This window comes from Hydrogenophilus islandicus (assembly GCF_054657095.1).
The window spans coordinates 1-22036 of record NZ_BAAHXE010000035.1 but is presented as its reverse complement, the minus strand read 5'-3'; the positions used below and the strand labels follow the sequence as shown (position 1 = coordinate 22036).

Sequence of the window (22036 nt, the reverse complement as noted above, 5' to 3'; positions counted from 1 at the left end):
ACGATGACTACCGTGTGGTGGGAGTGGCTCGTCGCCGTGCTCGTGATCATCGGCGCACTCTTTTCGCTGATCGGGACGTTAGGACTTTTGCGCTTCCAGACTTTTTTCCAGCGACTCCACGCGCCGACGAAAGCCTCCACCCTGGGAATCGGCTCGATCCTCCTCGCGTCGATGGTCGCCGCGTGGAGTGAAGGGCGCCCCGGCTTTGCCGAACTCCTCATCACCCTCTTTCTCTTCCTCACCGCCCCCGTCTCGGCAAGTCTCCTCGCCCAGGCAGCGCTGCGACGTCGCCTCCCCGGGAGTCCTCGCGACGATTCTCGCCCCACACCCGGCAACGAATCATGACGCCGCGCCGCTTGCCCCTCCGCGCGCTTTTTTGCCCGCTCCTCGCCTTGTCGCTGCTTACCGCGTGCGCGCCGCTCACCCCTCCCCCCCACCCCGAGCGCGTCGCGGCCCAACCGGTCGCGCCGATCCCGCCGGCGTTCACCGTCGAAGGGCGCTTTGCCGCGCACCACGAAGAGGAAGGGGCCGCCGGCCGTTTCCTCTGGCACCAGGAGCGCCCGGGCAACGAGCAGTGGCTCCTCTTGTCGCCGACCGGGCAACTGCTCGCGCAACTCACAGTAACCGCAGAAGCGGCGACGCTGACGCTCCCCGACCGGCCACCCGTTGCGGCGCGCGACCCCGAAGCGCTCCTCACTCAGCTCCTTCACGTCGACCTTCCCCGCTGGTCCCTGTGGCGCGCAGCGCTCTGGGGAACGCTACCGGATGACTCCTCCCCGCATGAGCCGGCACACACGGCCGATGACGAACGCCGCGCGTGGGGGTGGTCGTGGCGCTGGGGGGAGCGCGACGCTCAAGGCTGGCCGCAACGGATCACCCTTACGCGCGGCGCGACGACCCTCACCGTGATCATCGACCGCCGCACCCCCCTCGTTCCTCCGCCCACCTCCAAGCAGACGTTACGCGATGGCGAGTGAACCGGCCCCTGACGTGCCGATCCCGGTTCCCGCTACCGGAACGCTTTCGGTGCGCGTCCCCGCGCCTGCGAAGATCAACCGCTTCCTCCACGTCGTCGGGCGGCGCGCCGATGGGTACCACCTGCTTCAGACCCTTTTTCAGCTCATCGACTGGTGCGACTGGCTCACGGTGACGGTGCGCGACGACGGCGCGATTCGCCGCGAGCTCTCTCCTCACGCCCCTGCTGCACTGCACGCGCTTCCCCCCGAAAGCGACCTCACCGTGCGTGCCGCACAGCTGCTGCGCGCCCGCTACGGGGAAGCGCACCTTGGCGCGACGATTGTGATCGACAAAGCGCTCCCGTTGGGCGGTGGCGTCGGCGGGGGAAGCAGCGACGCGGCATCCGTTCTCCTTGCCCTCAACCGACTGTGGGGGTTGAACCTCCCGCGCGCAACACTTATCGCGCTCGGGGTGGAGCTCGGTGCCGACGTTCCCTTTTTTCTCTTTGGCGAAACGGCCTTTGCCGAAGGGATCGGCGAACGGCTCACCCCTTATCCCTTACCTACCGAAACCGTTTGGCTCCTCGACCCCGGCGTTGCCGTCTCGACTGCAGCGATTTTTGCCTCCCCCCTCTTGACACGAAATACCCCATCGTGCACAATAACGGCTCTGGCACACGCCACACTGAGGAACGACCTGGAGCCGGTGGCGCGAAGAGTTCACCCGGAGGTCGATGGAGCGCTTCAGTGGCTCGCTCAGTTTGGTGACGCGAAGATGAGCGGTTCCGGTGGCTGCTGTTTTCTCCTCTCGGATGCGCAGTCACTGCCACCGCCGCCGCTGGGCAGGCTCCGCCGCTCTCGGACCCTTCCGCGTCACCCGTTGTGGCTGTGGGCAGAACCGAATTCCGATTTCTTGGGGAGTCGCCAAGCTGGTTAAGGCACCGGATTTTGATTCCGGCATTCGAGGGTTCGAATCCTTCCTCCCCAGCCAGAATAGCGGGTAGGCTTTTTCGCCTACCCGTTTTGCTTGATGAGGGATAAAATGCCGCGTGGCAGCATGATGGTTTTTACCGGGAACGCCAACCCGAAACTCGCAAGCGACGTCGTCCGCCGTTTGGGGATCCCGCTTGGGTCGGCAACTGTCGGGCGCTTCTCAGACGGTGAGATCAACGTCGAGATCCTGGAAAACGTCCGCGGTCAGGATGTCTTCATCCTGCAACCTACCTGCACCCCCACCAATGACAACCTCATGGAGCTGGTGGTGTTGGCCGACGCCTTGAAGCGCGCCTCCGCCTGGCGCATCACCGCGGCGATCCCCTACTTCGGCTACGCCCGGCAAGACCGTCGTCCGCGCTCGGCTCGGGTCCCGATCACCGCGAAGGTGGTCGCGAACATGCTCCAAGCAGTGGGGGTACAGCGGGTCCTCACCGTCGATCTCCACTCCGACCAGATCCAGGGCTTCTTCGACATCCCCGTCGACAACATCTACTCCACCCCCGTTCTGATCGCCGACATCGAAAAGCAGCGCTACGACAACCTCGTCGTCGTCTCCCCCGACATCGGCGGCGTCGTACGGGCACGCGCTTTTGCCAAACGGCTCGATTGTGACCTGGCGATCATCGACAAACGGCGGCCGAAACCCAACGTCGCCGAGGTGATGAACATCATCGGTGAGGTCAAAGGGCGTACCTGCGTGATCGTCGACGACATCGTCGACACCGCTGGGACGCTGACCAAAGCGGCCGCAGCGCTCAAGGAGCGGGGGGCGGAGCGGGTATTGGCCTACTGTACCCACCCGGTGCTTTCCGGCGCCGCACCCGCCCGGATCAGAGATTCAGTTCTCGACGAACTGGTCGTCACCGACACCATCCCGCTCAATGACGAAGCGCAGGCGTGTGGCAAAATCCGCCAGATCACGATCGCGCCGCTCCTTGCTGACACGCTTCTTCGGATCAGCAATGAAGAATCGGTAAGTTCCCTCTTTACCGACTGATTTTTTTGGCCCACTCCGCTGGCTGGTCGCGGCCTCGGAGCGGAACATTCACTGTAAGGAGAGCATCATGCAATTCAACCTCAAAGCCCAACCGCGCGATGAACAGGGTACGCGTGCGAGCCGCCGCCTGCGCCGCGCGGGTCTCGTTCCGGGAATCGTCTATGGCGGCGACCAAGCGCCCCAAGCGATCACCCTCAACCACAACGAACTCTACCACCTGCTGCAAAACGAAGCGTTCCACACCGCGGTGATCACGCTTGAGGTCGCGGGCGCCCCCACCCAGGTGCTCCTGCGCGACGCCCAGTACCACCCGTTCAAACCGGTGGTGCTCCACGTCGACTTTCAGCGGGTGGCAAGCGACGAACTGATTCATATCAAGGTGCCGCTCCACTTCGTCGGCGAAGCGGAGTCGCCCGCGGTGAAACTGCACGGCTGCATCGTCAACCACGTGCTCACCGAACTCGACATCCGCTGTCTCCCCAAAGACATCCCGGAATACCTCACCGTCGACCTGTCGAAATTGGAGCCGGGCCATTCGCTGCACGTCTCCCACCTCACCCTCCCTGCTGGGGTCAGCGTCGTCTCCCACGGCGGCGAAGATCCGGTGGTCGCCACCGCAGTCAAGGTTTCGGGTGGCGCTGAAGCGGCGGAAGAGACCGGCGAAACGTCGTAATCCTCCTCTACGAACCTCCCTCGCGGCATGAGCGGTAGCCCGATCCCCCCTCAACTGGTGGTTGGCCTGGGCAACCCCGGCCGCGACTACGAAGCGACCCGGCACAACGTCGGCTTCTGGTGGGTGGAGCGCCTTGCGCAGGAGCTCGCTGCCCCTTTTCACCCCGAGAGCCGCTTCCACGGTGAAGTCGCGCGCTGCGGCGACCTGCGGCTCTTGAAACCGACCACCTTCATGAACCGTTCGGGTATGGCGGTCGCGGCGCTCGCCCGCTTCTTCCGCATTCCGCCTGAAGCGATCTTGGTCGTTCATGACGAACTCGACCTCCCCCCCGGCAGCGCCCGGCTCAAATGGGGTGGCGGCGTCGCGGGGCACAACGGCCTCAAAGACATACGCGCGCAACTCGCGAGCGACCGCTTCTGGCGGCTGCGCCTCGGGATCGGCCATCCGGGCGACCGCAACCAGGTGGTGCACCACGTCCTTCACCCGCCCCGGCCCGACGAACGTCCCCTCATCGAATGGGCGATCAGCGAGACGCTGCGCGCCTGGCCGCTCATGGCCCGCGGCGAGTGGCCCCGGGCACAACAGCAGATCCACTCCGCCCGACCGCCTCAACCCCCCTCCTCTGAGGAGAGCACCCCATGAAATGCGGCATCGTTGGCCTCCCCAACGTCGGCAAATCGACCCTCTTCAACGCGCTCACCCAAGTGGGGATCGCCGCGGAGAACTACCCCTTCTGCACGATCGAACCCAACGTCGGTGTCGTTGAGGTCCCCGACCCCCGGCTCCAGCAGCTTGCCGAAATTGTCCACCCCCAACGGGTCGTGCCAGCGATCGTCGAGTTCGTCGACATCGCTGGGCTCGTCAAAGGGGCGTCGCAGGGGGAAGGGTTGGGCAACCAGTTCCTCGCGAACATCCGCGAAACCGACGCGATCGTCCATGTGGTGCGCTGTTTCGATGATTCCAACGTCGTCCACGTCTCCGGAAGCGTCGATCCGCTGCGCGACATCGAAGTGATCGACACCGAACTCGCGCTCGCCGATCTCGCCACGGTCGAGAAGGCCTTGAACCGCTACCGGAAACCCGCCCAGGCGGGTGACAAAGAGGCGAAAGCGCTCGTCGCGCTCCTCGAGCGGTGCCACGACGCCCTCAATCGCGGCAAACCGGTCCGCGCGCTCACGCTCACCCCTGAGGAGCGCGCCCTCCTCAAGCCCCTTTGCCTGCTTACCGCGAAACCGGTCCTCTACGCCGCGAATGTCGCCGAAAACGGTTTCGTCCCCGATAACCCCTACCTCGCCGCGGTACGCGACCACGCCGCGCGCGAAGGGGCCGAGGTGGTGGCGATCTCCGCGGCGATCGAGGCCGAGATCATCAACCTTCCCGACGAGGATAAAGCGCTTTTTCTCAGCGAAATGGGGATGAGCGACCCAGGGCTCAACCGCCTCATCCGCGCCGCCTACCGGCTCTTGGGACTCCAGACCTATTTCACCGCCGGCGTCAAAGAGGTCCGCGCCTGGACGATCCCTATCGGCGCCACCGCACCGCAAGCGGCCGGTGTGATCCACTCCGACTTCGAACGCGGTTTCATCCGGGCGCAGGTGATCGCGTTCGACGACTTCATCCGCTACCGCGGCGAAGCGGGCGCGCGCGAAGCGGGGAAAATGCGCGCCGAAGGGAAAGAGTATGTCGTGCAGGACGGCGACGTGATCCACTTCCTCTTCAACGTCTGATTGCGCAACAAGGGGCGCGCATGGCTACTCCCCTTGCGGCTCCCGCCGAACCGCTCGCACCCCCCTTGACCGCGGTCGCGCCCCCTCCGGTTGTGATCGAAACGGTCGCCGCGGGGTTCGAGCACCCGTGGGCGGTCGCGTTTCTCCCCGACGGGACGCTCCTCATCACCGAACGGCCCGGGCGCCTCGTGCGCCTCGACCCATCGAGCGGCAGACGGCAGCTGGTCACTGGCCTCCCCGCGGTCTACGCCCGCGGTCAAGGGGGGCTCCTCGACCTCATCGTCGCCTCGGACTTCGCCGTGAGCCGCACCCTCTACCTCTGCTATGCCGAACCCGACGCCGCCGGCAACGCCCGCACAGCAGTCGCCCGCGCCCGCCTGGCCCCTGACGGCGAGCGCCTCACCGAAGTCACCCCCCTCTTTCGTCAAGAACCGGCGCTTCCCAGCGAGCTCCACTTCGGCTGCCACCTCCTCCTCGAGCCCGACGGCAAAGCGCTCATCGCCACCCTCGGCGAGCGCTACCACGCCCGGGACGAAGCGCAAAACCTCGCCAACCACCTCGGCAAGACGGTGCGGATCGATCCGCAAACGGGGAAGGGGCCGATGGCCGACTTCTGGCGGCGCGCCTGTGAGCACGGCGAACGCGCCGCGTGCACCGCGCGCCCCGAAATCTACACCTGGGGCCACCGCAACATTCAAGGGGCGATCTGGCACCCCGAGAGCAACCAACCGTGGATCGTCGAACACGGCCCGCAAGGAGGCGACGAGCTCAACCGCCTCACCCCAGGGGGAAACTACGGCTGGCCGCGCTACACCTACGGCGAAGAGTATGGCGGCGGCAAGATCGGCGACGGGCGCGACCACCCCGCCCCCTACCGCGCCCCCCTCATCCACTGGACCCCGTCGATCGCCCCTTCCGGCATGTCGTACCTTGCGAGCAACCGCTACGGGCTTGAATGGCAAGGGGCGATCGTCGTCGGCTCGCTCAAATTCGGCGAAGTGCGGTGGTTGCAGACGGTCTGCGACCGGGTGCTCCACGAGGCGGTCCTGCCCATCGGCGCCCGCGTGCGCGACGTCCGGGTGGGGCCGGATGGGCTGATCTACCTCCTCACCGACGAGGAGAATGGGAAACTCCTGCGGCTGAACCCCAAAGAGGGCGAGGCTCGCCTCCTCACCCCCCCAACGCTGCAATCACCTCAGGCGGAGCCTGAACAAGCTCGATCAACACCCCCTCGCCGCTGATCGGAAACTGCTCGTTGCTCTTCGGGTGAATGAAGCAGATGTCGTGCCCAGCAGCCCCTTTGCGAATCCCGCCGGGTGCGAAGTGGACCCCTTGCGCGGTCAGCCACTCGACCGCGGCAGGTAGATCATCGACCCAAAGTCCCACATGGTTGAGCGGCGTTTGATGGACTGCGGGTCGCTTTTCGGGGTCGAGCGGCTGCATCAGGTCGACCTCGACAGCCGTTGGCCCGCCGCCGAGGGTGAGGATCGCCTCGTCGACATTCTCGCGTTCGGAGCGAAAGGTCCCGGTCACGGGTAGGCCAAAGAGATCGACCCAGAGCTTCTCAAGTCGCGTTCGGTCGAGCGCCCCCAAGGCGATCTGCTGAATGCCGAGAATCCGAAAGGGTCGTGTGGTCGATGTGGTCACGATGACGCTCCCTGAGTGAAGGTAACCGTCTCCCACGTCACCGGTAACGCAAAGAGGTAACCGGCGCCATAGACGGTCTTGATGATCTTCGGCGAGTGGGGGTCGTCGCCCAATTTCTTACGCAACCGCGAGACGCGCACGTCGATGCTGCGGTCGAACGCCTCGAGCGCGCGCACCCCGGCGAGCTGCTCCCGGCTCAGAATCCGGTTCGGTTGGCGGAGAAAGCGCAGCAGGAGCTCCGCTTCCGCTGCGGAAAGGGTGAGGGGCGCACGATTCCCGCCTTCGAGACAAAAGGTCGCCTCGTGGAATCGCCAATCGCCAAAGCGGGCAACCTGGACGGGCGACACGGTTCCCCCCGCGGAAGGGGTGCTTCCTTGGTAGCGCCGCATCACGGTCTTGGCCCGGGCGACAAGCTCCCGGGCGTCAAAGGGCTTCACCAGATAGTCGTCGGCGCCCAACTCGAGCCCCAGGACGCGGTCGGCGACCGCAGCGCGACCGGTGAGGATGATCACGGCGCAGGGGAAACGCCACTGCAACTCGCGGAGGAGCTCCAAGCCGTCACGGTCGGGAAGCCCGAGGTCGATGATCGCGAGCTCCGGCGGGGCCGCTTCGCATTGGGCGAGCGCCGCCCCCGCGGTCGGCGCGATCGTCGGCGCGAAGCCGAAGGGTTCGAGTGCCCGCGCAATCAGGTGGGCGACATCGGGTTCGTCTTCGACAATGAGCGTCGCGACCATCGCACCCCTCTCAAACCGTTGGCGGGGAAAGTTTCATCGTAACCGATTGGAGCACCGCTGCCAACTCGCTTTGGCTCACCGGTTTCGCCACCATCGGCACGTCGGGGAAGGGGGGTGCCTCTTGGGCGTAGCCGCTCACGAGCACCGCCGGTAGCCCCGGCCGAACCGCTCGGGCGCGGGCAACAAGCGTGGCGCCGTCACACCCGCCTGGCATCACGACGTCACTCACCACGACATCGATCTCGGCGACATGTTCGATGAGCTCAAGCGCCTCGGCACCGTTTTCCGCCTCAAGCACCCGATGGCCCAACCCCATCAACATCTTACGCAAGAGATGGCGTACCTCCGGCTCGTCTTCAACCAGCAAGACCGTACGCGCCTGCGGCTGCTCAGAAGCAGCAGCGGCAGCGTCGGACGGTGCGCACCCCGGGGCGTCGCACCGCGGGAGGACGAAGGTCACTGTTGTCCCCTTACCCGGTTCGCTGCGGATGCGGATCGCCCCACCCGATTGGCGGACAAATCCGTAGACCATCGCGAGCCCCAAGCCACTCCCGCGACCAAAGGGTTTGGTGGTGAAGAAGGGCTCAAACGCGTGCGCCAGCACCTCGGGGGCCATCCCGCAGCCGGTATCGATCACGTCGAACTGCACATAAGCGCCCGGCGTCAAGCCGTAACGCTGCGCGAGATCGGGGTAGATTTCGCACGGCAGCACCCGAATCGTGAGTTTTCCCCCTTCCGGCGGCATCGCATCCCGGGCGTTGAGCGCGAGGTTCAACAGGGCGTTTTCGAGCTGATGGCCGTCGGTGTGGGCGTAAAGGGGGGCGGAGGGAAGTTGCAGGTCGAGCGTCACCCACTCGCCGAGCGTGCGCGCGAGCAGCACCCCCAGGCTCCGGACCCGCTCTCCGACCTCGACCGCAGTGAGCGCCATCGGATGGCGGCGGGAGAAGGTCAGAAGCCGCTTGACGAGGTCGACGCCGCGGCGGGTGGCGCGCAGCGCCGGCTGGAGATGTTCGCGCGCAAGCGACTGAAACGATCGGGCCGCGAGCGCTTCGTCGAGCGCTTCGAGGTTGCCGAGAATGATCGTCAAGAGGTTGTTGAAGTCGTGGGCAATCCCGCCGGTGAGCTGCCCCACCGCTTCCATCTTCTGCGCCTGGATGAGCGCCTCTTGCTGCGCCCGCTGCTCGGTGATGTCGAACGAGAGAACGAAGAAGCCGACCACCTCCCCTTCCCCCTGTTTCTCAGGTACAACGGTGCTACGGGCATAGACGCGCTTGCCGCTCGCACGCGTCCGGTGGCACTCGTAGGTGACCCGTTCGCCGGCAAGGGCCCGCAGAAGCGGCGCTTCGATCTGGGCGTAGGCTTCGCTGCCGACGACTTCGGCAATCGACCGCCCGACGATCGTTTCGGGGGTGAGGTCGAACCACTCGGCATAGACCCGGTTGGCGTAGCGGTAGCGCTGGTCGCGGTCGACGTAGGCGACCATCGCCGGGATCGAGTCGAGAATGAGCCGCAGCCGCGCTTCTGAACGGGCGAGCGCCTCGGCGGTCGCCTCGAGCTCCCGTTGCGCCTCCCTGAGCTCCCGGTAGGCGCGCGCGAGCTCCGCGGTCCGTTCCCGCACCCGCGCTTCGAGCTGCTGGTTCTGCTCTTCGATCAGCCGCTCGTTGCGCCGCAGCTCCGTGACGTCGGTCCAGAGCGAAACAAAGCCGAGGTTGGGGATCGGCACGCCGCGCACCGCGAGAATCTGTCCATTGGGCCGCTGCCGCTCGAAATAATGGGGTTGGAACGACCGCGCCGCCGCCATCCGCTCGGCGACCAGCTGCTCGATCTCGCCCTCCCCATACTCGCCGCGCGCCGCGTTGAACCGGACAAAGGCTTCAAACGGCGTCCCCTCCCGAACCAATTCGGGCGGGAAGTCCAAGAGGCGGGAGAGCGCCTGATTCCATGCGACGAGCTTCGGTTCGGCGTCGAAAACCGCAATCGCCTGGTCCAAGAGGTCCAACCCCGCAAGGAGCAGATCGTAGCGGCGGCGCTCTTGGGGCGAGGGCATCGCGCGTCACCCCTCGCGGTAGCGGGTGGGGTCGGGAAGGCCCGCTGCGGCAAAACCGGCGGCGCGCAACCGGCACGCGTCGCACCGCCCGCACGCACGCCCCTCAGCGTCGGCTTGATAGCAGCTCACGGTCATCGCGTAATCGACGCCAAGCGCCACCCCGCGCCGGATGATCTCCGCTTTGGAGAGGTAGAGGAGCGGTGCGTGGAGGCGAAAGCGCTTCCCCTCGACCCCCGCTTTGGTCGCGACGTTCGCTAACGCCTCGAACGCGGCGAGGAAAGGGGGGCGACAGTCGGGGTAACCGGAGTAGTCGACGGCGTTCGCGCCGATGAAGAGGTCGTACGCCCCCACCACCTCGGCCCAGGCGAGCGCAAGCGCTAAAAGGACCGTGTTGCGTGCCGGAACGTAGGTGATCGGGATCCCCTCTCCCGCCCCCCCTTCTGGCACCGAGAGCGCCGCGTCGGTCAGCGCCGAGCCGCCGAAGGCGTCGAGTGACGCCGACGCGATGCGATGTTCGGCAACGCCAAAGGCTTGGGCAATCCGGCGCGCGGCGGCAATCTCCGCGGCGTGGCGCTGCCCGTAGGCGACGGTGAGCGCGTAGAGGCGGTAACCCCGTGCCGCTGCCTCGGCCAAGACCGTTGTCGAATCGAGCCCGCCCGAGAGGAGCACGACCGCTTTCGGGCCTTTCGTTTGCGCCATCGCGTCACCGCCCCCGTTCGTCGCCCCACAACACCTTGTGGAGTTGCAGCTGAAACCGCACCGGCAGGCGGTCAGCGACGATCCACTCGGCAAGGAGCCGCGGCGACAAGAGCCCCGCTGCCGGCGAAAAGAGGACGTGGCAGCGCCGATCGAGCGCCCGTTCGGTGACCACTGCCACCGCCCACTCGTAGTCGGCGCGGTCAGTGAGGACCACTTTCACCTCGTCGCTCGGTTTGAGGTAGTCGAGATTCCCCCAATCGTTTTTCGCCACTTCGCCCGAGCCGGGCGCTTTGAGGTCCATCACGATGTGGACGCGCGCGTCGACCTCGGCGATCGAGAGCGCGCCGCTCGTCTCGAGCGCCACGTCACACCCCGCATCCGCCAGCGCGGTCAGAAGCCCCCGGCACGCCGGCTGCGCGAGGGGTTCGCCGCCGGTGACACAGACCGAGCGCACACCCCGGGCGCGCACCGCGTCCACCACCTCGGCAACCGTCATGCGGCTGCCGCCGTGGAAAGCGTAGGCGGTGTCGCACCAGCGGCAGCGCAACGGGCAGCCGGTGAGGCGCACGAAGGTGGTGGGAAGCCCGACCCGCGACGACTCGCCCTGCAGAGAAGTAAAGATCTCGGTGACGCGCAGGAGCTCGTGACTCATCGTCCCAGTCGTTCCCGCGCGATCTTACCGGCGGGCGTATTGGGGTGGCGTTCGGCAAGGCGGGCAAGCATATCGTTCGCCCCTTGGCGGTCACCCAACCCTTGCAGCGCGTTCGCCAGGCCCAGCATCGCGTCGGGGGTGAGTTCGTGGCGCGGATGGTCGAAGACGATGCGCGCGAAGTGTTGCCGCGCCTTTTCGTACTGCTTGAGCTGCAGCGCCGCGGTACCCGCCCAAAAGCGCGCTTCGACCGCCCGGGGGTCACCGGGATATTGAGCGAGAAACTTCTCGAAGTCGGCAAGCGCCGCGTCACTCTTTTGCGTCTGGAGCGCACGGAGCGCCCGGTCGAAGAGCAGAGCAGCGTCGCCCCCTCCCCCTGCGGCCTGCGGGGCGGGAGCGCTCGCCGCTGCAGGAGCGGTGGTGGCGGTCGCTGCGTTTGCGGCGGGAGCGGGGGCGGAAGGCGCCGCTGAAGGGGGGACGCCCGTTTCACTCAGCGCACGCAGCCGGCGGTCGAGGTCGAGGTAGAGATCCTTTTGCCGTTTCTCGAGCTGATCGAGCCGGTAGCGCAACTCCTCAAGCGCCCCTTGGAGCCGCGCCCACTGCTCCTCGCGCGCACTTTCGCGATTGGCCGCGTCGAGCGCAAGGCGGTTCACGCGCTCTTCAAGTGCCTGAACCTGGCCCCGCAGCGCGTTGAGCTCCTTGTCGTCGCCAAAAAGCGCCCACGCCGGCATACTCGCGGCGAAGACCCCCACCGCCACAACTGCAGCGACCCCCCGCTTTGCGCTCATCGGGAGCACTCCTCTTCCTTGGGTCAAAACTCACCTTCGTAGAGAATATCGGCGCGGCGGTTCTGCGCGTAGCACGATTCATTCCGTTCCACGCAGACCGGCTTCTCCTCCCCAAGGCTCACCGCCTCGATCCGCTCAGCCGAAACACCCAGCGCCGCGAGCGCCCGCTTCACCGCCTCGGCCCGCTTCTGCCCCAGCGCGAGGTTGTATTCGCGACTCCCCCGTTCGTCGGCGTTGCCCTGAATGAGCACTTTCACCGACGGATACTTCTGCATCAGCTGCGCATGGGCCACCACCAGCTGCTGATATTCGGGCTTGATCTCATAGCGGTCGAAGTCGAAATAGATGCTGCGCTGGTGGGCAGGGTGTTGCGGATTTTTGATCTCGGCAAGGAGCGCCTCGGCGGGCGAACTGCTAGCCACAGAAGCACTGGCGACGTCCCGGTCTGAGACGGCGGCGTTGCCCTCCTCGGTCGGCGTGGACGAGCACGCAGCGAGAAAAAGCGGCACCACAACGGCACCCATCCACAGGCGATTTTTCAACGACATGATGGCACAACTCCTTCGACAAAGTGGTGAGACAAAAAGAGACGATTCAAACCCTCATTGCGGCAGGCGACCCCACGCCGGCTCCCGTACGTCGGCGCCGGAAGCGCTCAAGCGCAAGCGCACCCGCCCGTCGGTCGAGACCGCAGCCAAAACGCCCCGGCCGCCGATTTCACTCGCATAGACGATCATCCGGCCGTTGGGGGCAAAGGCAGGTGACTCATCGCGTTCGCCGTCGGTGAGGACCCTCCGTTCCCCCGTTGCCAGATCGTGGAAGACGACATGGAAGCGCCCATTGTTGCGCGAGACATAGGTGAGCGCCCGACCGTCGGGAGCGACGTCGGGGCTGACGTTGTAGCTCCCATCAAAGGTGATCCGCTGCACCTCCCCACCGGTTGCCGCCATGCGGTAAATCTGCGGCGACCCCCCGCGATCCGAGGTGAAGTAGATGAACTGGCCGTCGGGCGAAAAGACCGGCTCGGTGTCGATCGACCCGGAACGGGAGACGCGAAACGCGCGGTTGAGCACGAGATCGATCACATAGATCTGCGAGATGCCGTCTTGGGTGAGCGTCACCGCGAGTTTCCGCCCGTCGGGCGACCAGGCCGGCGCCGAGTTCGAGCCGCGGAAGTTGGCGGCGACGCGTCGCTGGCCTGTCGCGACCTCGTGGATATAGACCACCGGTTTTTTGTTCTCGAAAGAGACGTACGCCAGTTGCCGCCCGTCGGGCGACCAGGCGGGCGAGATGATCGGTTCCGGAGATTGCAACGCGGTGGCGGCGTGGCTGCCGTCGTACTCGCCGATTTTGAGTTCGTAGCGGCTGCCGCTCTTCACGACGTAGGCGAGGCGGGTCGCGAAATAGCCCGGCGTGCCCGTGAGCGCCTCAAAGACGAGGTCGGCCAGGCGGTGGCCGACGATACGCAGCTGCGTGGCCTGAAATTGGAACGAACGGTTCGTGAGCTCGCTGCGCCGCACCGTATCGAAAAGGCGCACCCGCACCTCCCACAACCCCGGGGCGACGGTGCGCACAGAACCCGCAAGAACCGCTTCGGCGCCGCGCTGGGTGAGGAGCGCGTAATCAGGGACCAGGTCCTCTGGAACGCGCATCAGCCCGAGGTCGACGAGACGAAAGAGCGCACTCTTCTCGAGGTCGGTACGGACAACCTCGCTCACCGCCTGCGGGAGCGCCTCTTCCCCGACGAGATAGGGGACTGCAACGGCGATCTGCCGCCCGCTCGACCCGGTGATCTCGATCGCCAACTGCGCCCACCCGGTCAAGGGCAAGAGCCAGACCAACACGACCATGAGCCAGAGAGGTGAGAAAAAGTTACGCCGTTTCATTGTCCGTTTCGTCCTTTTGCTGTTTGCTATTATAGCCGAAGAGCTACTGGGCGAGCGGCCGCAAAATGAGCCTCAGCTGCCGCTCAAAGAGGCGAGGGTCGGGCGGCACCGGCAACGGACTCGCGGCGTGAATCGCCCGCTCCAACGCCGCGTCGAGCGCGGGAATCCCGGAGGAGCGGACCAGACGCACCTCGACGACCGTCCCGTCGGGCATCTGGGTCACGTCGAAGAGCGCCTCGGGGTTCCCCGTCACCCCCGGCGGAACAACGACATGCTGCCGCACCTTCGCGCGCACCGCGTCGATGTAGCTCGCGCGCGCGGCATCGCTCGGACCACTCGGCGCACCGCTTCGCCCCTGGGCAAGGGCGAGCAACCGCTCGGCAACAGGGTCGTTCGCGGGGGTTTTCGCCGCCAGACGCTCACGCGCGAGCCGCGCGAAATCCTCCTCTGTCGGCTTTGGTTCCGGCTTCGGTTCTGGTTTGGGTTGGGGCTTCGGCTCTGGTTTGGGCTGCGGTTCGGGTTTTGGCGTCGGCTTCGGTTCCGGTTTGGGCTCCGGTTCCCGCTTGGGCGGTTCGGTTCGCTGCGGTTCAGGCTTGGGTTCAGCCGTTTTTTGCGGCGCTTTCTGCGCAATTTCCGGTTTGGGCTCGGGTTTCGGCTCTGGTTTCGCAGCCGGCTTGGGCTGCGGCTCGGCCTTCGGTTGCGGTTTGGGTTCACCCTTCGGTTCCGGTTGGGGTTTGGGTGGGGGCTCAGGTTTCGGTTCCGGTTTCGGCTGGGGTTCAACCTTGGCGGCAGGTTTGGGCTCCGGCTTTGGCTCAGCTTTCGCGATTTCACCCCCCGTCCCCGGTGTCACCGAACGCGCGCGCTCGGTGGATGCCGCGATCGGCGCGACGAGATCAACTGTGACCGGAGCAGGCGGCGCACTCTGCCAATCGACCGAAAAGAGCAAAAGGAGCGCCAAAAGGAGATGGACTGCGACCGCCAACCCCCAGGCGATCGCCGAATGCGCAACCGATTTCTCCCCTCTTCGGCTCTTCATGCTACTTACGACGACCCGCTTCGCCAGAGAGGTCGCCACTCGACGTCTGCAAGCCGACGCGCGTGAACCCTTCGCCACGCAAGCGATCGAGCACCCCCATCACCTTCTCATAGGTGACGCGGCGATCGGCCGCGATCACCACCGGAAGGTCGGGACGTTGCGTCTGCAGCCCCTTCAGCGCCCGGATGAGCGCGAGCGGCTCCATCGGCTCTTCTGCGGCAGTGGCACTCTTTTTCAACCCCATCTTCCCGTCGGCATGGATCACGACGACCGCCGCTTCAGTCGAGGGGGCAGGAAGCTGCGCGACACTCGGGAGCTGCACCTCGCCCATCTGCATCATCGGGGCAGTCACCATGAAGATCACGAGCAGCACCAGCATCACGTCGATATAGGGGACGACGTTCATCTGGCTCATCAACGGACGGCGGCGCGCCATCGGGGCTCCTTGCAGCAATCAGCGGCCGATTTGCCGCTGCAAGACGTTGGTCAGTTCGTCGATAAAGGTCTCGAAGCGAACCGCTAGCCGTTCTACGTCGTGGGTGAAGCGGTTGTAGGCAATGACCGCCGGAATCGCAGCGAAGAGTCCGATCGCGGTCGCGACGAGCGCTTCAGCGATCCCCGGCGCCACGTGCGCGAGCGTTGCCGAAGTCATGTTCGCAAGCCCGCGAAACGAGTTCATGATCCCCCAGACCGTTCCGAAAAGGCCGATGTAGGGCGAAACCGATCCCACCGACGCCAAGAACGCCAGATGGGCCTCCAGCGCGTCGATCTCGCGCTGGTAGGCTGCCTGCATCGCCCGGCGAATGCTATCGACTTCGGGGTTGCTGCTCCGCCGCTGCCGCAACCACTCGCGATAACCGGCAAGAAAAACCACCTCCATCGGACCCGCGTGGTCGATGCGCTGCTCCACCCGTTCGGCCAATTCGGTCAAGTTGGGCATCCGCCAGAAGAGGGTTTCAAAGCGGTCAGACGCTGCGCGCGCCGTGCGGATCTGAAAAATTTTGCGAAAAATCCAGTACCATGAAAGAAGCGACAAGGTGAGCAAAACCCCCATCACGAGCTGAACTGGAAGGCTCGCCTGGGAGATGAGATGCCACAAAGAGAGGTCGGCCGTCGGCGTCATCAGAGAATCAGTAAAAAACGAGAAGCGAGTAATTTTACCCCCGCCCCGCCCCTTTTTCCAGTCTCTTCCCATGCTACCATTAGCGCGATGAACTGGTCTCCCCCCTCTCCGCACACCGTTCCCTCTTACCTCGCGCCGCTCCTAGCGGGTGTGGAGGCGGTCGTACGCCTCTCGGCAAGTGACCTGGAGCGGGCGGCGCTCCTCATCGCCAACGGTGAGCCTCAAGACGCATGGACAATCCTGCGCGCCAAGGTCGAGAGCAAAAGCAAAGAACTGGCCTATTGGCAACTCGCGCATGAGACGTTGCTCCTCCTGGAAGAGGCCGCTACACTGGAGCAGCTCACCCAACACTATGCCGAAACGTTCGGCGAACTCCCCCCTTTTGCGCTCAAGACACCGGAGATCGAGCGGCAACGAGAGCGACGGCAGGCGATTCGCTGGCCGGCGCAACTCACTGGCCAGAATGTGACCCCGTTCGTCCGGAGCTGGCCCGCGAGTGAAGCCTTGCTCTTCGACCTCTCCGACCTGCGCGTTCTTTCGCCCGAAGCAGCGCAGGTGATCGCTCAGGCCCTCGAGGAGCGAATCCGCGCAGGGAGCCGGATCCGTTGGCGCGGCTTAGACCAGGCGATCGCCCTTTTCCACCCCGCGGCCACCTTCGACGCCCCCCCCGAGATGGTTGCGCTCGTGCTCCTCTGGCTCAACGCGATGGGGCTCCGCGACGAGGTGGAAGCCTTGTCGCTCGAGTACGCCGTGCGCTTCGACCGGACCCCTCCGGAGTGGTCGCTGCAGGCGGAGAATGTGTCGGCCGACGCTTCCCCCGCCCCCCCCACGACCAGCACCAAGGGGGCAAGCGACGAGGGGCTGCTTCTTCCCCCGCATTGCAACGACACCCACACCCCAGTGATCTTCCGCCGCCTCACCCAAGCGATCGATTCGGCGCAACTCCCGGTCACCCTCCTCGCCCATCGGTTGCGCGCGTGGCCCTTCGTGACGCTCGCGACGCTCGCGCACCAGATTCGCCACCAGATTGCGCCGCTCATCCGCAACCGCCCCGGTGCGCTGTTACTTTTTCACCGGGCCCCTTTCTGGTTGACGCTGGTCACCCCCCTTGCCGGCCTTGCGCCGTTTGTCCAATTCGCCGACAATAGCGCTTTCACCCGGTAACCAGAGCGAAGCGGATGACCTCATTGCACGGTACCACGATTGTCGGCGTTCGCCGCAACGGCCAAGTCGCCCTAGGGGGTGACGGCCAAGTGACCCTCGGCTCGATCGTCGTCAAAGGGACGGCGCGCAAAATCCGCACCCTCTACAACGGCCGGGTGCTTGCCGGTTTTGCCGGCGCCACCGCCGACGCCTTCACCCTCTTTGAACGATTCGAAGCGAAGCTCGAGAAGCACCAAGGGCAGCTTTTGCGCGCCGCGGTTGAACTCTCGAAAGATTGGCGCACCGATCGGGTGCTGCGGCGGCTCGAGGCGATGCTCGCCGTTGCCGACCGCGACCATCTCCTCATTCTCACCGGAACCGGCGACGTCTTGGAACCCGAAGAGGATGTCGTCGCGATCGGCTCAGGGGGCGCCTACGCCCTTTCGGCCGCGAAGGCGCTTCTACGCCACACGGAGCTCCCCGCGAAAGCGGTCGTCGCGGAGGCGCTCAAAATCGCTGGCGAACTCTGCATCTACACCAACCAGAACCACGTGATTGAGGTGCTCGAATGAGCGAACAGAACCTCACCTGCCAAGCGATCGTTGCCGAACTCGACAAATTTATCGTCGGCCAGCGCGCCGCGAAACGGGCGGTGGCGCTCGCACTCAGAAGCCGTTGGCGCCGCGCGCGGGTTCCCGAGCCGCTGCGCCACGAGATCACACCGAAAAACATCCTGATGATCGGTCCCACCGGGGTCGGGAAGACCGAGATCGCGCGCCGCCTCGCGCGCCTCGTCCAGGCCCCCTTTGTCAAAGTCGAAGCGACCAAATTCACCGAGGTGGGCTACGTCGGCAAAGATGTCGACACGATCATCCGCGACCTCGTCGAAGTGGCGATCCAAGAGGAGCGCGAACGGGCGCTTGCCGCCGTTCGGGAAAAGGGGCGCACTGCCGCGATCGAGCGGATCCTCGACACGCTCCTCCCCCCGCCGCGCAGCGACACCCCGGCAACCGGGCTTGCCGCCCTCTTTGCCAGCGAAACCCCACCCCCCGAGCCGCGAGGTGAGGAGAACGCCACCCGTCGCAAGTTCCGCGACAAGCTCCTGCGCGGAGAACTTGACGACAAAGAGATCGAAATCGAGGTGCGTGAACCCACCCTCTCCGCCCACGTGATGGGTCCCCCCGGAATGGAGGAGCTCACCGAGCAGCTTCAGGGGCTTTTCCAGGCGATTGGCGGCAAGAAGAAGCGGCGCAAAATGACCGTTGCCGAAGCGATCGCGGCGCTTACCGAGGAGGAAGCGGCCAAACTTCTCGACGACGAGGAGGTCAAGCGGCGAGCGATCGCCAACGCCGAACAGAACGGCATCGTCTTTCTCGACGAGATCGACAAGATCGCCGGGCGCGACGACGGCCGCGGCCCTGACGTTTCGCGCCAAGGGGTTCAGCGCGACCTTCTCCCCCTGGTCGAAGGGACGAGCGTCACCACCAAATACGGCACGGTGCGCACCGACCACATCCTCTTTATCGCCTCCGGGGCATTTCACCTCAGCAAACCGAGCGACCTCATCCCCGAACTGCAAGGACGCTTCCCGATTCGGGTCGAACTGGAGCCGCTCTCGGTCGATGACTTCGTCGCGATCCTCACCCGCACCGAAGCGAACCTCATCACCCAGTACCAGGCGCTGCTCGCCACCGAAGGGGTGACGCTGCGGGTCACCGACGCGGCGGTGCGGCGGATCGCGGAAATCGCCTGGCAGGTCAACGAGCGGGTCGAAAACATCGGCGCGCGCCGTCTCTACACGGTGATGGAGAAGCTCGTGGAAGAGGTGGCGTTCGCCGCCGGGACGCCGGAGTGCCCGGCAGAGGTGGTGATCGATGCCCCTGAGGTCGACGAGCGGCTGAGTGACCTCGCGCGCAGCGACGACCTCGCGCGCTACGTGCTGTAGTCACCCCGTTCGCCCTCATCCTCCGGGAAGCGCAACAGGTGGAACTCTTGAACCGGATCGTCGCGATCCTCTTTCCCCTCTTTGCGATCGTCGCACTCGGCATCTGGGTCGGCGCGCGCCAACGCCCCGATCTGGCCTCCGCAAACCGCCTCAACATGGACGTTTTTGTCCCGGCGCTCGTCTTCCACGCGCTCGCGAACAAACCGATTCACTGGGCGCAATTTGGCCCCCTTGCCCTGGCGGCGCTGATTCTGGTAGTCGGCTCCGGGGTAGCCGGTTGGCTTCTGGCGAAGGGGATGCGCCGCCCGACCCGAACGGTGGTACCGCCGATGATGTTCAACAACTGCGGCAACCTCGGAATTCCACTCGCGCTCCTTGCCTTTGGCGATTCAGCACTTCCCGCCGCAGTCACCCTTTTTCTCGTGAGCAACCTCCTCCACTTCTCCTATGGCGTCTGGCTGCTCGACCACCGGTTCCGCTGGTGGGAGGTGTGGCGGGTGCCGGTCGTGCTCGCCTCGTTGGCCGGCTTGGCCGTCGGCATGAGTGGCGTCGCCCTCTGGCCACCGCTCCTCACGGCGATCCAGATGGTCGGCGAAATCTCGATCCCGCTGATGCTCTTTGCGCTCGGGGTTCGGCTCGCGACGGCGCAAATCACCGCGCTTCTCGACGGTGCGATCGTCGCGATCGCCCGCCCGCTCGCCGGCGTCACGCTCGCCCTGGTGACTCTGGCTCTTGCTGAGGCGGTCGACCACCCCTTTCCGCCGCTTGAGCGCGCGATGATCCTCCTTTTTGGCGCACTCCCCCCAGCGGTGCTCAACTACCTCTTCGCCGAACGCTACCAGCAACAACCTGAGCTGGTCGCGTCGATGGTGCTCGTCGGCAATGCCGCAGCACTCATTATTCTCCCTTGGGCGCTCGCGATCGCGCTGCCGTGGGCAAATCCCCCACAATGATCGGGTTGCAAATTTCTCTTTTTGCCGCTACATTAGAAATATCAAGCGGTAAAAGGGACGGTTTTCCATGTTCAACATCGCGGGATTTGGCATGATCGGGCCGACGGGTGAACGGCTCAGCACCTCAGCAGCGTCCCCAGCCGAGGTTCAACGGCTCACCGAGACGAAGCGCTCTCAGCCCGCCGCACCCACGGCGGGGGGAGTGGGCTCCAGTGCACCACGCGAAAGTGTCCGCGTCACGCTCTCCTCGGCAGCTTTAGCGGCCAATGCCAACGCCCCTACCGCTGGGAATGGCGCACCCGCAACACAACCGGCGACAGCGACGCAGACCTCCTACGCGGTCCAGCGGGCGCAAAGCCTCTACGGAATGAACGCCACGATGCCCGTCACCGCAAACGCCACCAGCCAAAACGGCGCCAAAACGCTTCGCTAACGCGACGTCGCACCCAGGAGCCCTATAAAAAAGGTGGCGCGGGACCGAGCCTACCGACATCCGATGCCCCATCTCCCCCCACTAATGCAAGCCTTCCTCGCGCAACTCGCGGGGTGGCTGGCTGTTTTTCTTTGGGTCCAGGCGGGGGGAACGATCGGCTCCCCATGGGTAGTTGTCACCTTACAGGGAACGACCGCAGCGCTTACCGCCTGGCTCCTTAGAAGTCCGCGGTGGTGGCTCCCCATTCATCTCCTCTTCATGCCTGCGGTCCTGGCCGCGCAACGGCTTGAGATTTCGCCGTTGTGGTACCTCGCGGCGTTCCTGTTGCTGCTCCTTATTTTTCGCAACGTCTTCACTACGCGGGTCCCCCTCTACCTCTCCAACGCCCGCGCCGTCGAGGCGATTGCCGCGCATCTCCCGAAAAACCGCCCCTTTCGCTTTCTCGACCTCGGGAGCGGCACGGGAGCGCTCCTCTTACCGCTTGCCCGCCGCTTTCCCAACGGCACCTTTATCGGCATCGAAAATGCACCGCTTCCCTTGTGGATCGCCAAGCGCCAGGGTCAGGGGCAGAAGAACCTCACCTACCGTGCCGCCGACTTTTTTGCTGAACCGTGGACGGGGTACGACTACCTCTACGCCTTTCTCTCCCCCGCGCCGATGGCCCGGGTCGAAGGGAAAGCAGAGCGCGAGCTCCCTCCCGGCGCGGTGCTGATCAGCAACACCTTCCCCCTCCCCCACGCTGAACCCTTTCGCGTCGAACCGCTCGACGAGGCGGGACGGCGGGTCCTCTACTGGTACCGTTTCTGAATAGCGCCTCTTTTTGCGCACTTTTCTCCTCAAGAAATTGCGCGTTGCGCCGTTAGTCTACGCCCAAGATAACGGAGAGCAAGGAGTCGCGGCGATGGCCATCTTGATCGCGATCATCGGCAACAAAGGGGGAACGGGGAAGACCACCCTCTCGCACCTCTTGTGCCATGGGCTCGGAATGCTCGGCCACAAATCGGCGTGCATCCTCACCGACACGGCACGCGAACCGCTCAACCCCGACGGGCGGCGCTACGTGATCGCCGACGCCCGCTCGCCAGCCACCCTCGAGCGGATCGTCACGAAACTGCGCACCCTCGACGATTGGGTCGGCGTGCTCGACGGGGGTGGCAACCGCCCCGAGGTCGACAAACGGCTCTACGCGCTCGCCGACCTCGCGTTGCTACCGTTTCGCGAATCGGCGGAAGATATCCGCACCGTGCTCCGTGACCTCGAACAGTACCCCCGCGCCTACGCCGTCCCGTCGCAGTGGCCTGTCGCGAACCGCTGGCAACGGGAGGCGGCCGACCGGCTCGTCGCACAGATGATGGCCCCCTACCGTGACCGGATCGTCCGCCCCGTTCCCGCCCTCTCGGCGACGAAGCTGCTGCTCCTCAAAAACATCCCCGCCCACCTTCCCACCCCCCTCAACAACGTGGCCCGGCAATTCGCCCGCCAGATGATCGAACTCCTCTCCTTGGAAGAGGAGCATTCTGAGTTTGGCGCTGCAGAAGAGGAAGCCTACCGCATTCCCGAGGAGGAGATGCCGCTGCGCTACCGCCGCTGACGGCTCGCGACAC

At 65.4% G+C, this 22036-nt stretch carries 26 protein-coding genes and 1 tRNA gene; 16 read left to right on the top strand and 11 right to left on the bottom strand.

Annotated elements, in window-relative coordinates; translation table 11 throughout:
- Positions 1-3: 3 nt before the first annotated feature.
- The 9 genes from ACYQ6T_RS09285 to ACYQ6T_RS09245 all read left to right on the top strand — a co-directional run bounded on the left by ACYQ6T_RS09285 (position 4) and on the right by ACYQ6T_RS09245 (position 6590).
- Positions 4-345 carry a Na+/H+ antiporter subunit G gene (locus ACYQ6T_RS09285; RefSeq protein ID WP_459830273.1) on the top strand — a complete coding sequence of 114 codons (342 nt, stop codon included), beginning with the start codon at positions 4-6 and terminating at the stop codon, positions 343-345.
- Positions 342-977, top strand: coding sequence for a lipoprotein insertase outer membrane protein LolB (locus ACYQ6T_RS09280; RefSeq protein WP_459830272.1), 636 nt, complete (start codon positions 342-344; stop codon positions 975-977). The genes ACYQ6T_RS09285 and ACYQ6T_RS09280 overlap by 4 nt, the downstream gene beginning before the upstream one ends.
- A complete protein-coding gene (gene ispE / locus ACYQ6T_RS09275) occupies positions 967-1893 on the top strand; it encodes a 4-(cytidine 5'-diphospho)-2-C-methyl-D-erythritol kinase (RefSeq protein ID WP_459830270.1) in 927 nt (308 codons plus the stop codon). The genes ACYQ6T_RS09280 and ispE overlap by 11 nt, the downstream gene beginning before the upstream one ends.
- Positions 1871-1947 (top strand) — tRNA-Gln (locus ACYQ6T_RS09270). The genes ispE and ACYQ6T_RS09270 overlap by 23 nt, the downstream gene beginning before the upstream one ends.
- Before the next feature lie 51 nt (positions 1948-1998).
- Entirely contained in the window at positions 1999-2949 is a 951-nt protein-coding gene (locus ACYQ6T_RS09265) for a ribose-phosphate pyrophosphokinase (RefSeq protein WP_459830269.1), read from the top strand.
- Positions 2950-3016: 67 nt separating this feature from the next.
- Positions 3017-3622: a 50S ribosomal protein L25/general stress protein Ctc gene (locus ACYQ6T_RS09260; RefSeq protein ID WP_459830267.1), complete on the top strand. Its 606-nt coding sequence runs from the start codon at positions 3017-3019 to the stop codon at positions 3620-3622.
- Between the two features lie 27 nt (positions 3623-3649).
- Entirely contained in the window at positions 3650-4264 is a 615-nt protein-coding gene (gene pth / locus ACYQ6T_RS09255) for an aminoacyl-tRNA hydrolase (protein WP_459830266.1), read from the top strand.
- Positions 4261-5349, top strand: coding sequence for a redox-regulated ATPase YchF (ychF, locus tag ACYQ6T_RS09250; protein WP_459830265.1), 1089 nt, complete (start codon positions 4261-4263; stop codon positions 5347-5349). The genes pth and ychF overlap by 4 nt, the downstream gene beginning before the upstream one ends.
- Positions 5350-5369: 20 nt before the next feature.
- Positions 5370-6590: a PQQ-dependent sugar dehydrogenase gene (locus ACYQ6T_RS09245; protein ID WP_459830264.1), complete on the top strand. Its 1221-nt coding sequence runs from the start codon at positions 5370-5372 to the stop codon at positions 6588-6590.
- On the opposite strand, the gene ACYQ6T_RS09240 is transcribed toward ACYQ6T_RS09245, so the two are convergent.
- Genes ACYQ6T_RS09240 through tolQ form a run of 11 tightly spaced genes read right to left on the bottom strand, consistent with a single transcriptional unit; the run spans position 6520 to position 15958 of the window.
- A complete protein-coding gene (locus tag ACYQ6T_RS09240; protein ID WP_459830262.1) occupies positions 6520-6996 on the bottom strand; it encodes a VOC family protein in 477 nt (158 codons plus the stop codon). The two genes, ACYQ6T_RS09245 and ACYQ6T_RS09240, sit on opposite strands and share 71 nt — an antisense overlap.
- Positions 6993-7730: a response regulator transcription factor gene (locus tag ACYQ6T_RS09235; protein WP_459830260.1), complete on the bottom strand. Its 738-nt coding sequence runs from the start codon at positions 7728-7730 to the stop codon at positions 6993-6995. The genes ACYQ6T_RS09240 and ACYQ6T_RS09235 overlap by 4 nt, the downstream gene beginning before the upstream one ends.
- 10 nt (positions 7731-7740) lie before the next feature.
- The gene (locus ACYQ6T_RS09230; protein WP_459830258.1) at positions 7741-9777 is read right to left on the bottom strand and encodes a PAS-domain containing protein; all 2037 of its coding nucleotides are present in this window, start codon (positions 9775-9777) and stop codon (positions 7741-7743) included.
- 6 nt (positions 9778-9783) lie between these two features.
- Positions 9784-10476, bottom strand: coding sequence for a 7-cyano-7-deazaguanine synthase QueC (gene queC, locus ACYQ6T_RS09225; RefSeq protein WP_459830257.1), 693 nt, complete (start codon positions 10474-10476; stop codon positions 9784-9786).
- A 4-nt stretch (positions 10477-10480) separates the two neighbouring features.
- Positions 10481-11128: a 7-carboxy-7-deazaguanine synthase QueE gene (gene queE, locus ACYQ6T_RS09220; RefSeq protein ID WP_459830255.1), complete on the bottom strand. Its 648-nt coding sequence runs from the start codon at positions 11126-11128 to the stop codon at positions 10481-10483.
- Complete coding sequence (locus tag ACYQ6T_RS09215) at positions 11125-11913, bottom strand: tetratricopeptide repeat protein (RefSeq protein WP_459830253.1); 789 nt, start codon at positions 11911-11913, stop codon at positions 11125-11127. The genes queE and ACYQ6T_RS09215 overlap by 4 nt, the downstream gene beginning before the upstream one ends.
- A gap of 23 nt (positions 11914-11936) precedes the next feature.
- Positions 11937-12461, bottom strand: coding sequence for a peptidoglycan-associated lipoprotein Pal (pal, locus tag ACYQ6T_RS09210; RefSeq protein WP_459830251.1), 525 nt, complete (start codon positions 12459-12461; stop codon positions 11937-11939).
- Positions 12462-12515: 54 nt separating this feature from the next.
- Positions 12516-13799, bottom strand: coding sequence for a Tol-Pal system beta propeller repeat protein TolB (gene tolB, locus ACYQ6T_RS09205; protein WP_459830249.1), 1284 nt, complete (start codon positions 13797-13799; stop codon positions 12516-12518).
- Positions 13800-13842: 43 nt separating this feature from the next.
- Complete coding sequence (locus ACYQ6T_RS09200; RefSeq protein ID WP_459830248.1) at positions 13843-14874, bottom strand: energy transducer TonB; 1032 nt, start codon at positions 14872-14874, stop codon at positions 13843-13845.
- On the bottom strand, positions 14837-15271 hold the full coding sequence (gene tolR / locus ACYQ6T_RS09195) for a protein TolR (RefSeq protein ID WP_459830246.1): 435 nt from the start codon (positions 15269-15271) through the stop codon (positions 14837-14839). The genes ACYQ6T_RS09200 and tolR overlap by 38 nt, the downstream gene beginning before the upstream one ends.
- A gap of 18 nt (positions 15272-15289) precedes the next feature.
- Positions 15290-15958, bottom strand: coding sequence for a protein TolQ (tolQ, locus tag ACYQ6T_RS09190; protein WP_459830245.1), 669 nt, complete (start codon positions 15956-15958; stop codon positions 15290-15292).
- A gap of 87 nt (positions 15959-16045) precedes the next feature.
- Between tolQ and ACYQ6T_RS09185 the strand changes: the two genes are divergently transcribed.
- The 7 genes from ACYQ6T_RS09185 (at position 16046) to ACYQ6T_RS09155 (ending at position 22023) form a co-directional block, all read left to right on the top strand.
- Positions 16046-17122 (top strand): hypothetical protein, encoded by a 1077-nt coding sequence (locus tag ACYQ6T_RS09185; RefSeq protein WP_459830243.1) that lies wholly within the window; start codon positions 16046-16048, stop codon positions 17120-17122.
- Between the two features lie 14 nt (positions 17123-17136).
- Positions 17137-17673, top strand: coding sequence for an ATP-dependent protease subunit HslV (hslV, locus tag ACYQ6T_RS09180; protein ID WP_459830242.1), 537 nt, complete (start codon positions 17137-17139; stop codon positions 17671-17673).
- On the top strand, positions 17670-19046 hold the full coding sequence (gene hslU, locus ACYQ6T_RS09175; protein ID WP_459830240.1) for an ATP-dependent protease ATPase subunit HslU: 1377 nt from the start codon (positions 17670-17672) through the stop codon (positions 19044-19046). The genes hslV and hslU overlap by 4 nt, the downstream gene beginning before the upstream one ends.
- Positions 19047-19084: 38 nt before the next feature.
- Entirely contained in the window at positions 19085-19999 is a 915-nt protein-coding gene (locus ACYQ6T_RS09170; RefSeq protein ID WP_459830238.1) for an AEC family transporter, read from the top strand.
- A 67-nt stretch (positions 20000-20066) separates the two neighbouring features.
- Complete coding sequence (locus ACYQ6T_RS09165) at positions 20067-20432, top strand: hypothetical protein (RefSeq protein ID WP_459830237.1); 366 nt, start codon at positions 20067-20069, stop codon at positions 20430-20432.
- A 63-nt stretch (positions 20433-20495) separates the two neighbouring features.
- Positions 20496-21239 (top strand): class I SAM-dependent methyltransferase, encoded by a 744-nt coding sequence (locus tag ACYQ6T_RS09160; RefSeq protein ID WP_459830235.1) that lies wholly within the window; start codon positions 20496-20498, stop codon positions 21237-21239.
- Positions 21240-21333: 94 nt separating this feature from the next.
- Positions 21334-22023 carry a nucleotide-binding protein gene (locus ACYQ6T_RS09155; RefSeq protein ID WP_459830234.1) on the top strand — a complete coding sequence of 230 codons (690 nt, stop codon included), beginning with the start codon at positions 21334-21336 and terminating at the stop codon, positions 22021-22023.
- Positions 22024-22036 lie beyond the last annotated feature (13 nt).

Bases quoted from the DNA above. Each gene is read 5' to 3' on its own strand.
- ACYQ6T_RS09285 (WP_459830273.1), top strand. From the start codon at position 4: ATGACTACCGTGTGGTGGGAGTGGCTCGTCGCCGTGCTCGTGATCATC.
- ACYQ6T_RS09280 (WP_459830272.1), top strand. From the start codon at position 342: ATGACGCCGCGCCGCTTGCCCCTCCGCGCGCTTTTTTGCCCGCTCCTC.
- ispE (WP_459830270.1), top strand. From the start codon at position 967: ATGGCGAGTGAACCGGCCCCTGACGTGCCGATCCCGGTTCCCGCTACC.
- ACYQ6T_RS09265 (WP_459830269.1), top strand. From the start codon at position 1,999: ATGCCGCGTGGCAGCATGATGGTTTTTACCGGGAACGCCAACCCGAAA.
- ACYQ6T_RS09260 (WP_459830267.1), top strand. From the start codon at position 3,017: ATGCAATTCAACCTCAAAGCCCAACCGCGCGATGAACAGGGTACGCGT.
- pth (WP_459830266.1), top strand. From the start codon at position 3,650: ATGAGCGGTAGCCCGATCCCCCCTCAACTGGTGGTTGGCCTGGGCAAC.
- ychF (WP_459830265.1), top strand. From the start codon at position 4,261: ATGAAATGCGGCATCGTTGGCCTCCCCAACGTCGGCAAATCGACCCTC.
- ACYQ6T_RS09245 (WP_459830264.1), top strand. From the start codon at position 5,370: ATGGCTACTCCCCTTGCGGCTCCCGCCGAACCGCTCGCACCCCCCTTG.
- ACYQ6T_RS09235 (WP_459830260.1), bottom strand. From the start codon at position 7,730: ATGGTCGCGACGCTCATTGTCGAAGACGAACCCGATGTCGCCCACCTG.
- ACYQ6T_RS09230 (WP_459830258.1), bottom strand. From the start codon at position 9,777: ATGCCCTCGCCCCAAGAGCGCCGCCGCTACGATCTGCTCCTTGCGGGG.
- queC (WP_459830257.1), bottom strand. From the start codon at position 10,476: ATGGCGCAAACGAAAGGCCCGAAAGCGGTCGTGCTCCTCTCGGGCGGG.
- queE (WP_459830255.1), bottom strand. From the start codon at position 11,128: ATGAGTCACGAGCTCCTGCGCGTCACCGAGATCTTTACTTCTCTGCAG.
- ACYQ6T_RS09215 (WP_459830253.1), bottom strand. From the start codon at position 11,913: ATGAGCGCAAAGCGGGGGGTCGCTGCAGTTGTGGCGGTGGGGGTCTTC.
- pal (WP_459830251.1), bottom strand. From the start codon at position 12,461: ATGTCGTTGAAAAATCGCCTGTGGATGGGTGCCGTTGTGGTGCCGCTT.
- tolB (WP_459830249.1), bottom strand. From the start codon at position 13,799: ATGAAACGGCGTAACTTTTTCTCACCTCTCTGGCTCATGGTCGTGTTG.
- tolR (WP_459830246.1), bottom strand. From the start codon at position 15,271: ATGGCGCGCCGCCGTCCGTTGATGAGCCAGATGAACGTCGTCCCCTAT.
- tolQ (WP_459830245.1), bottom strand. From the start codon at position 15,958: ATGACGCCGACGGCCGACCTCTCTTTGTGGCATCTCATCTCCCAGGCG.
- ACYQ6T_RS09185 (WP_459830243.1), top strand. From the start codon at position 16,046: ATGAACTGGTCTCCCCCCTCTCCGCACACCGTTCCCTCTTACCTCGCG.
- hslV (WP_459830242.1), top strand. From the start codon at position 17,137: ATGACCTCATTGCACGGTACCACGATTGTCGGCGTTCGCCGCAACGGC.
- hslU (WP_459830240.1), top strand. From the start codon at position 17,670: ATGAGCGAACAGAACCTCACCTGCCAAGCGATCGTTGCCGAACTCGAC.
- ACYQ6T_RS09165 (WP_459830237.1), top strand. From the start codon at position 20,067: ATGTTCAACATCGCGGGATTTGGCATGATCGGGCCGACGGGTGAACGG.
- ACYQ6T_RS09160 (WP_459830235.1), top strand. From the start codon at position 20,496: ATGCCCCATCTCCCCCCACTAATGCAAGCCTTCCTCGCGCAACTCGCG.
- ACYQ6T_RS09155 (WP_459830234.1), top strand. From the start codon at position 21,334: ATGGCCATCTTGATCGCGATCATCGGCAACAAAGGGGGAACGGGGAAG.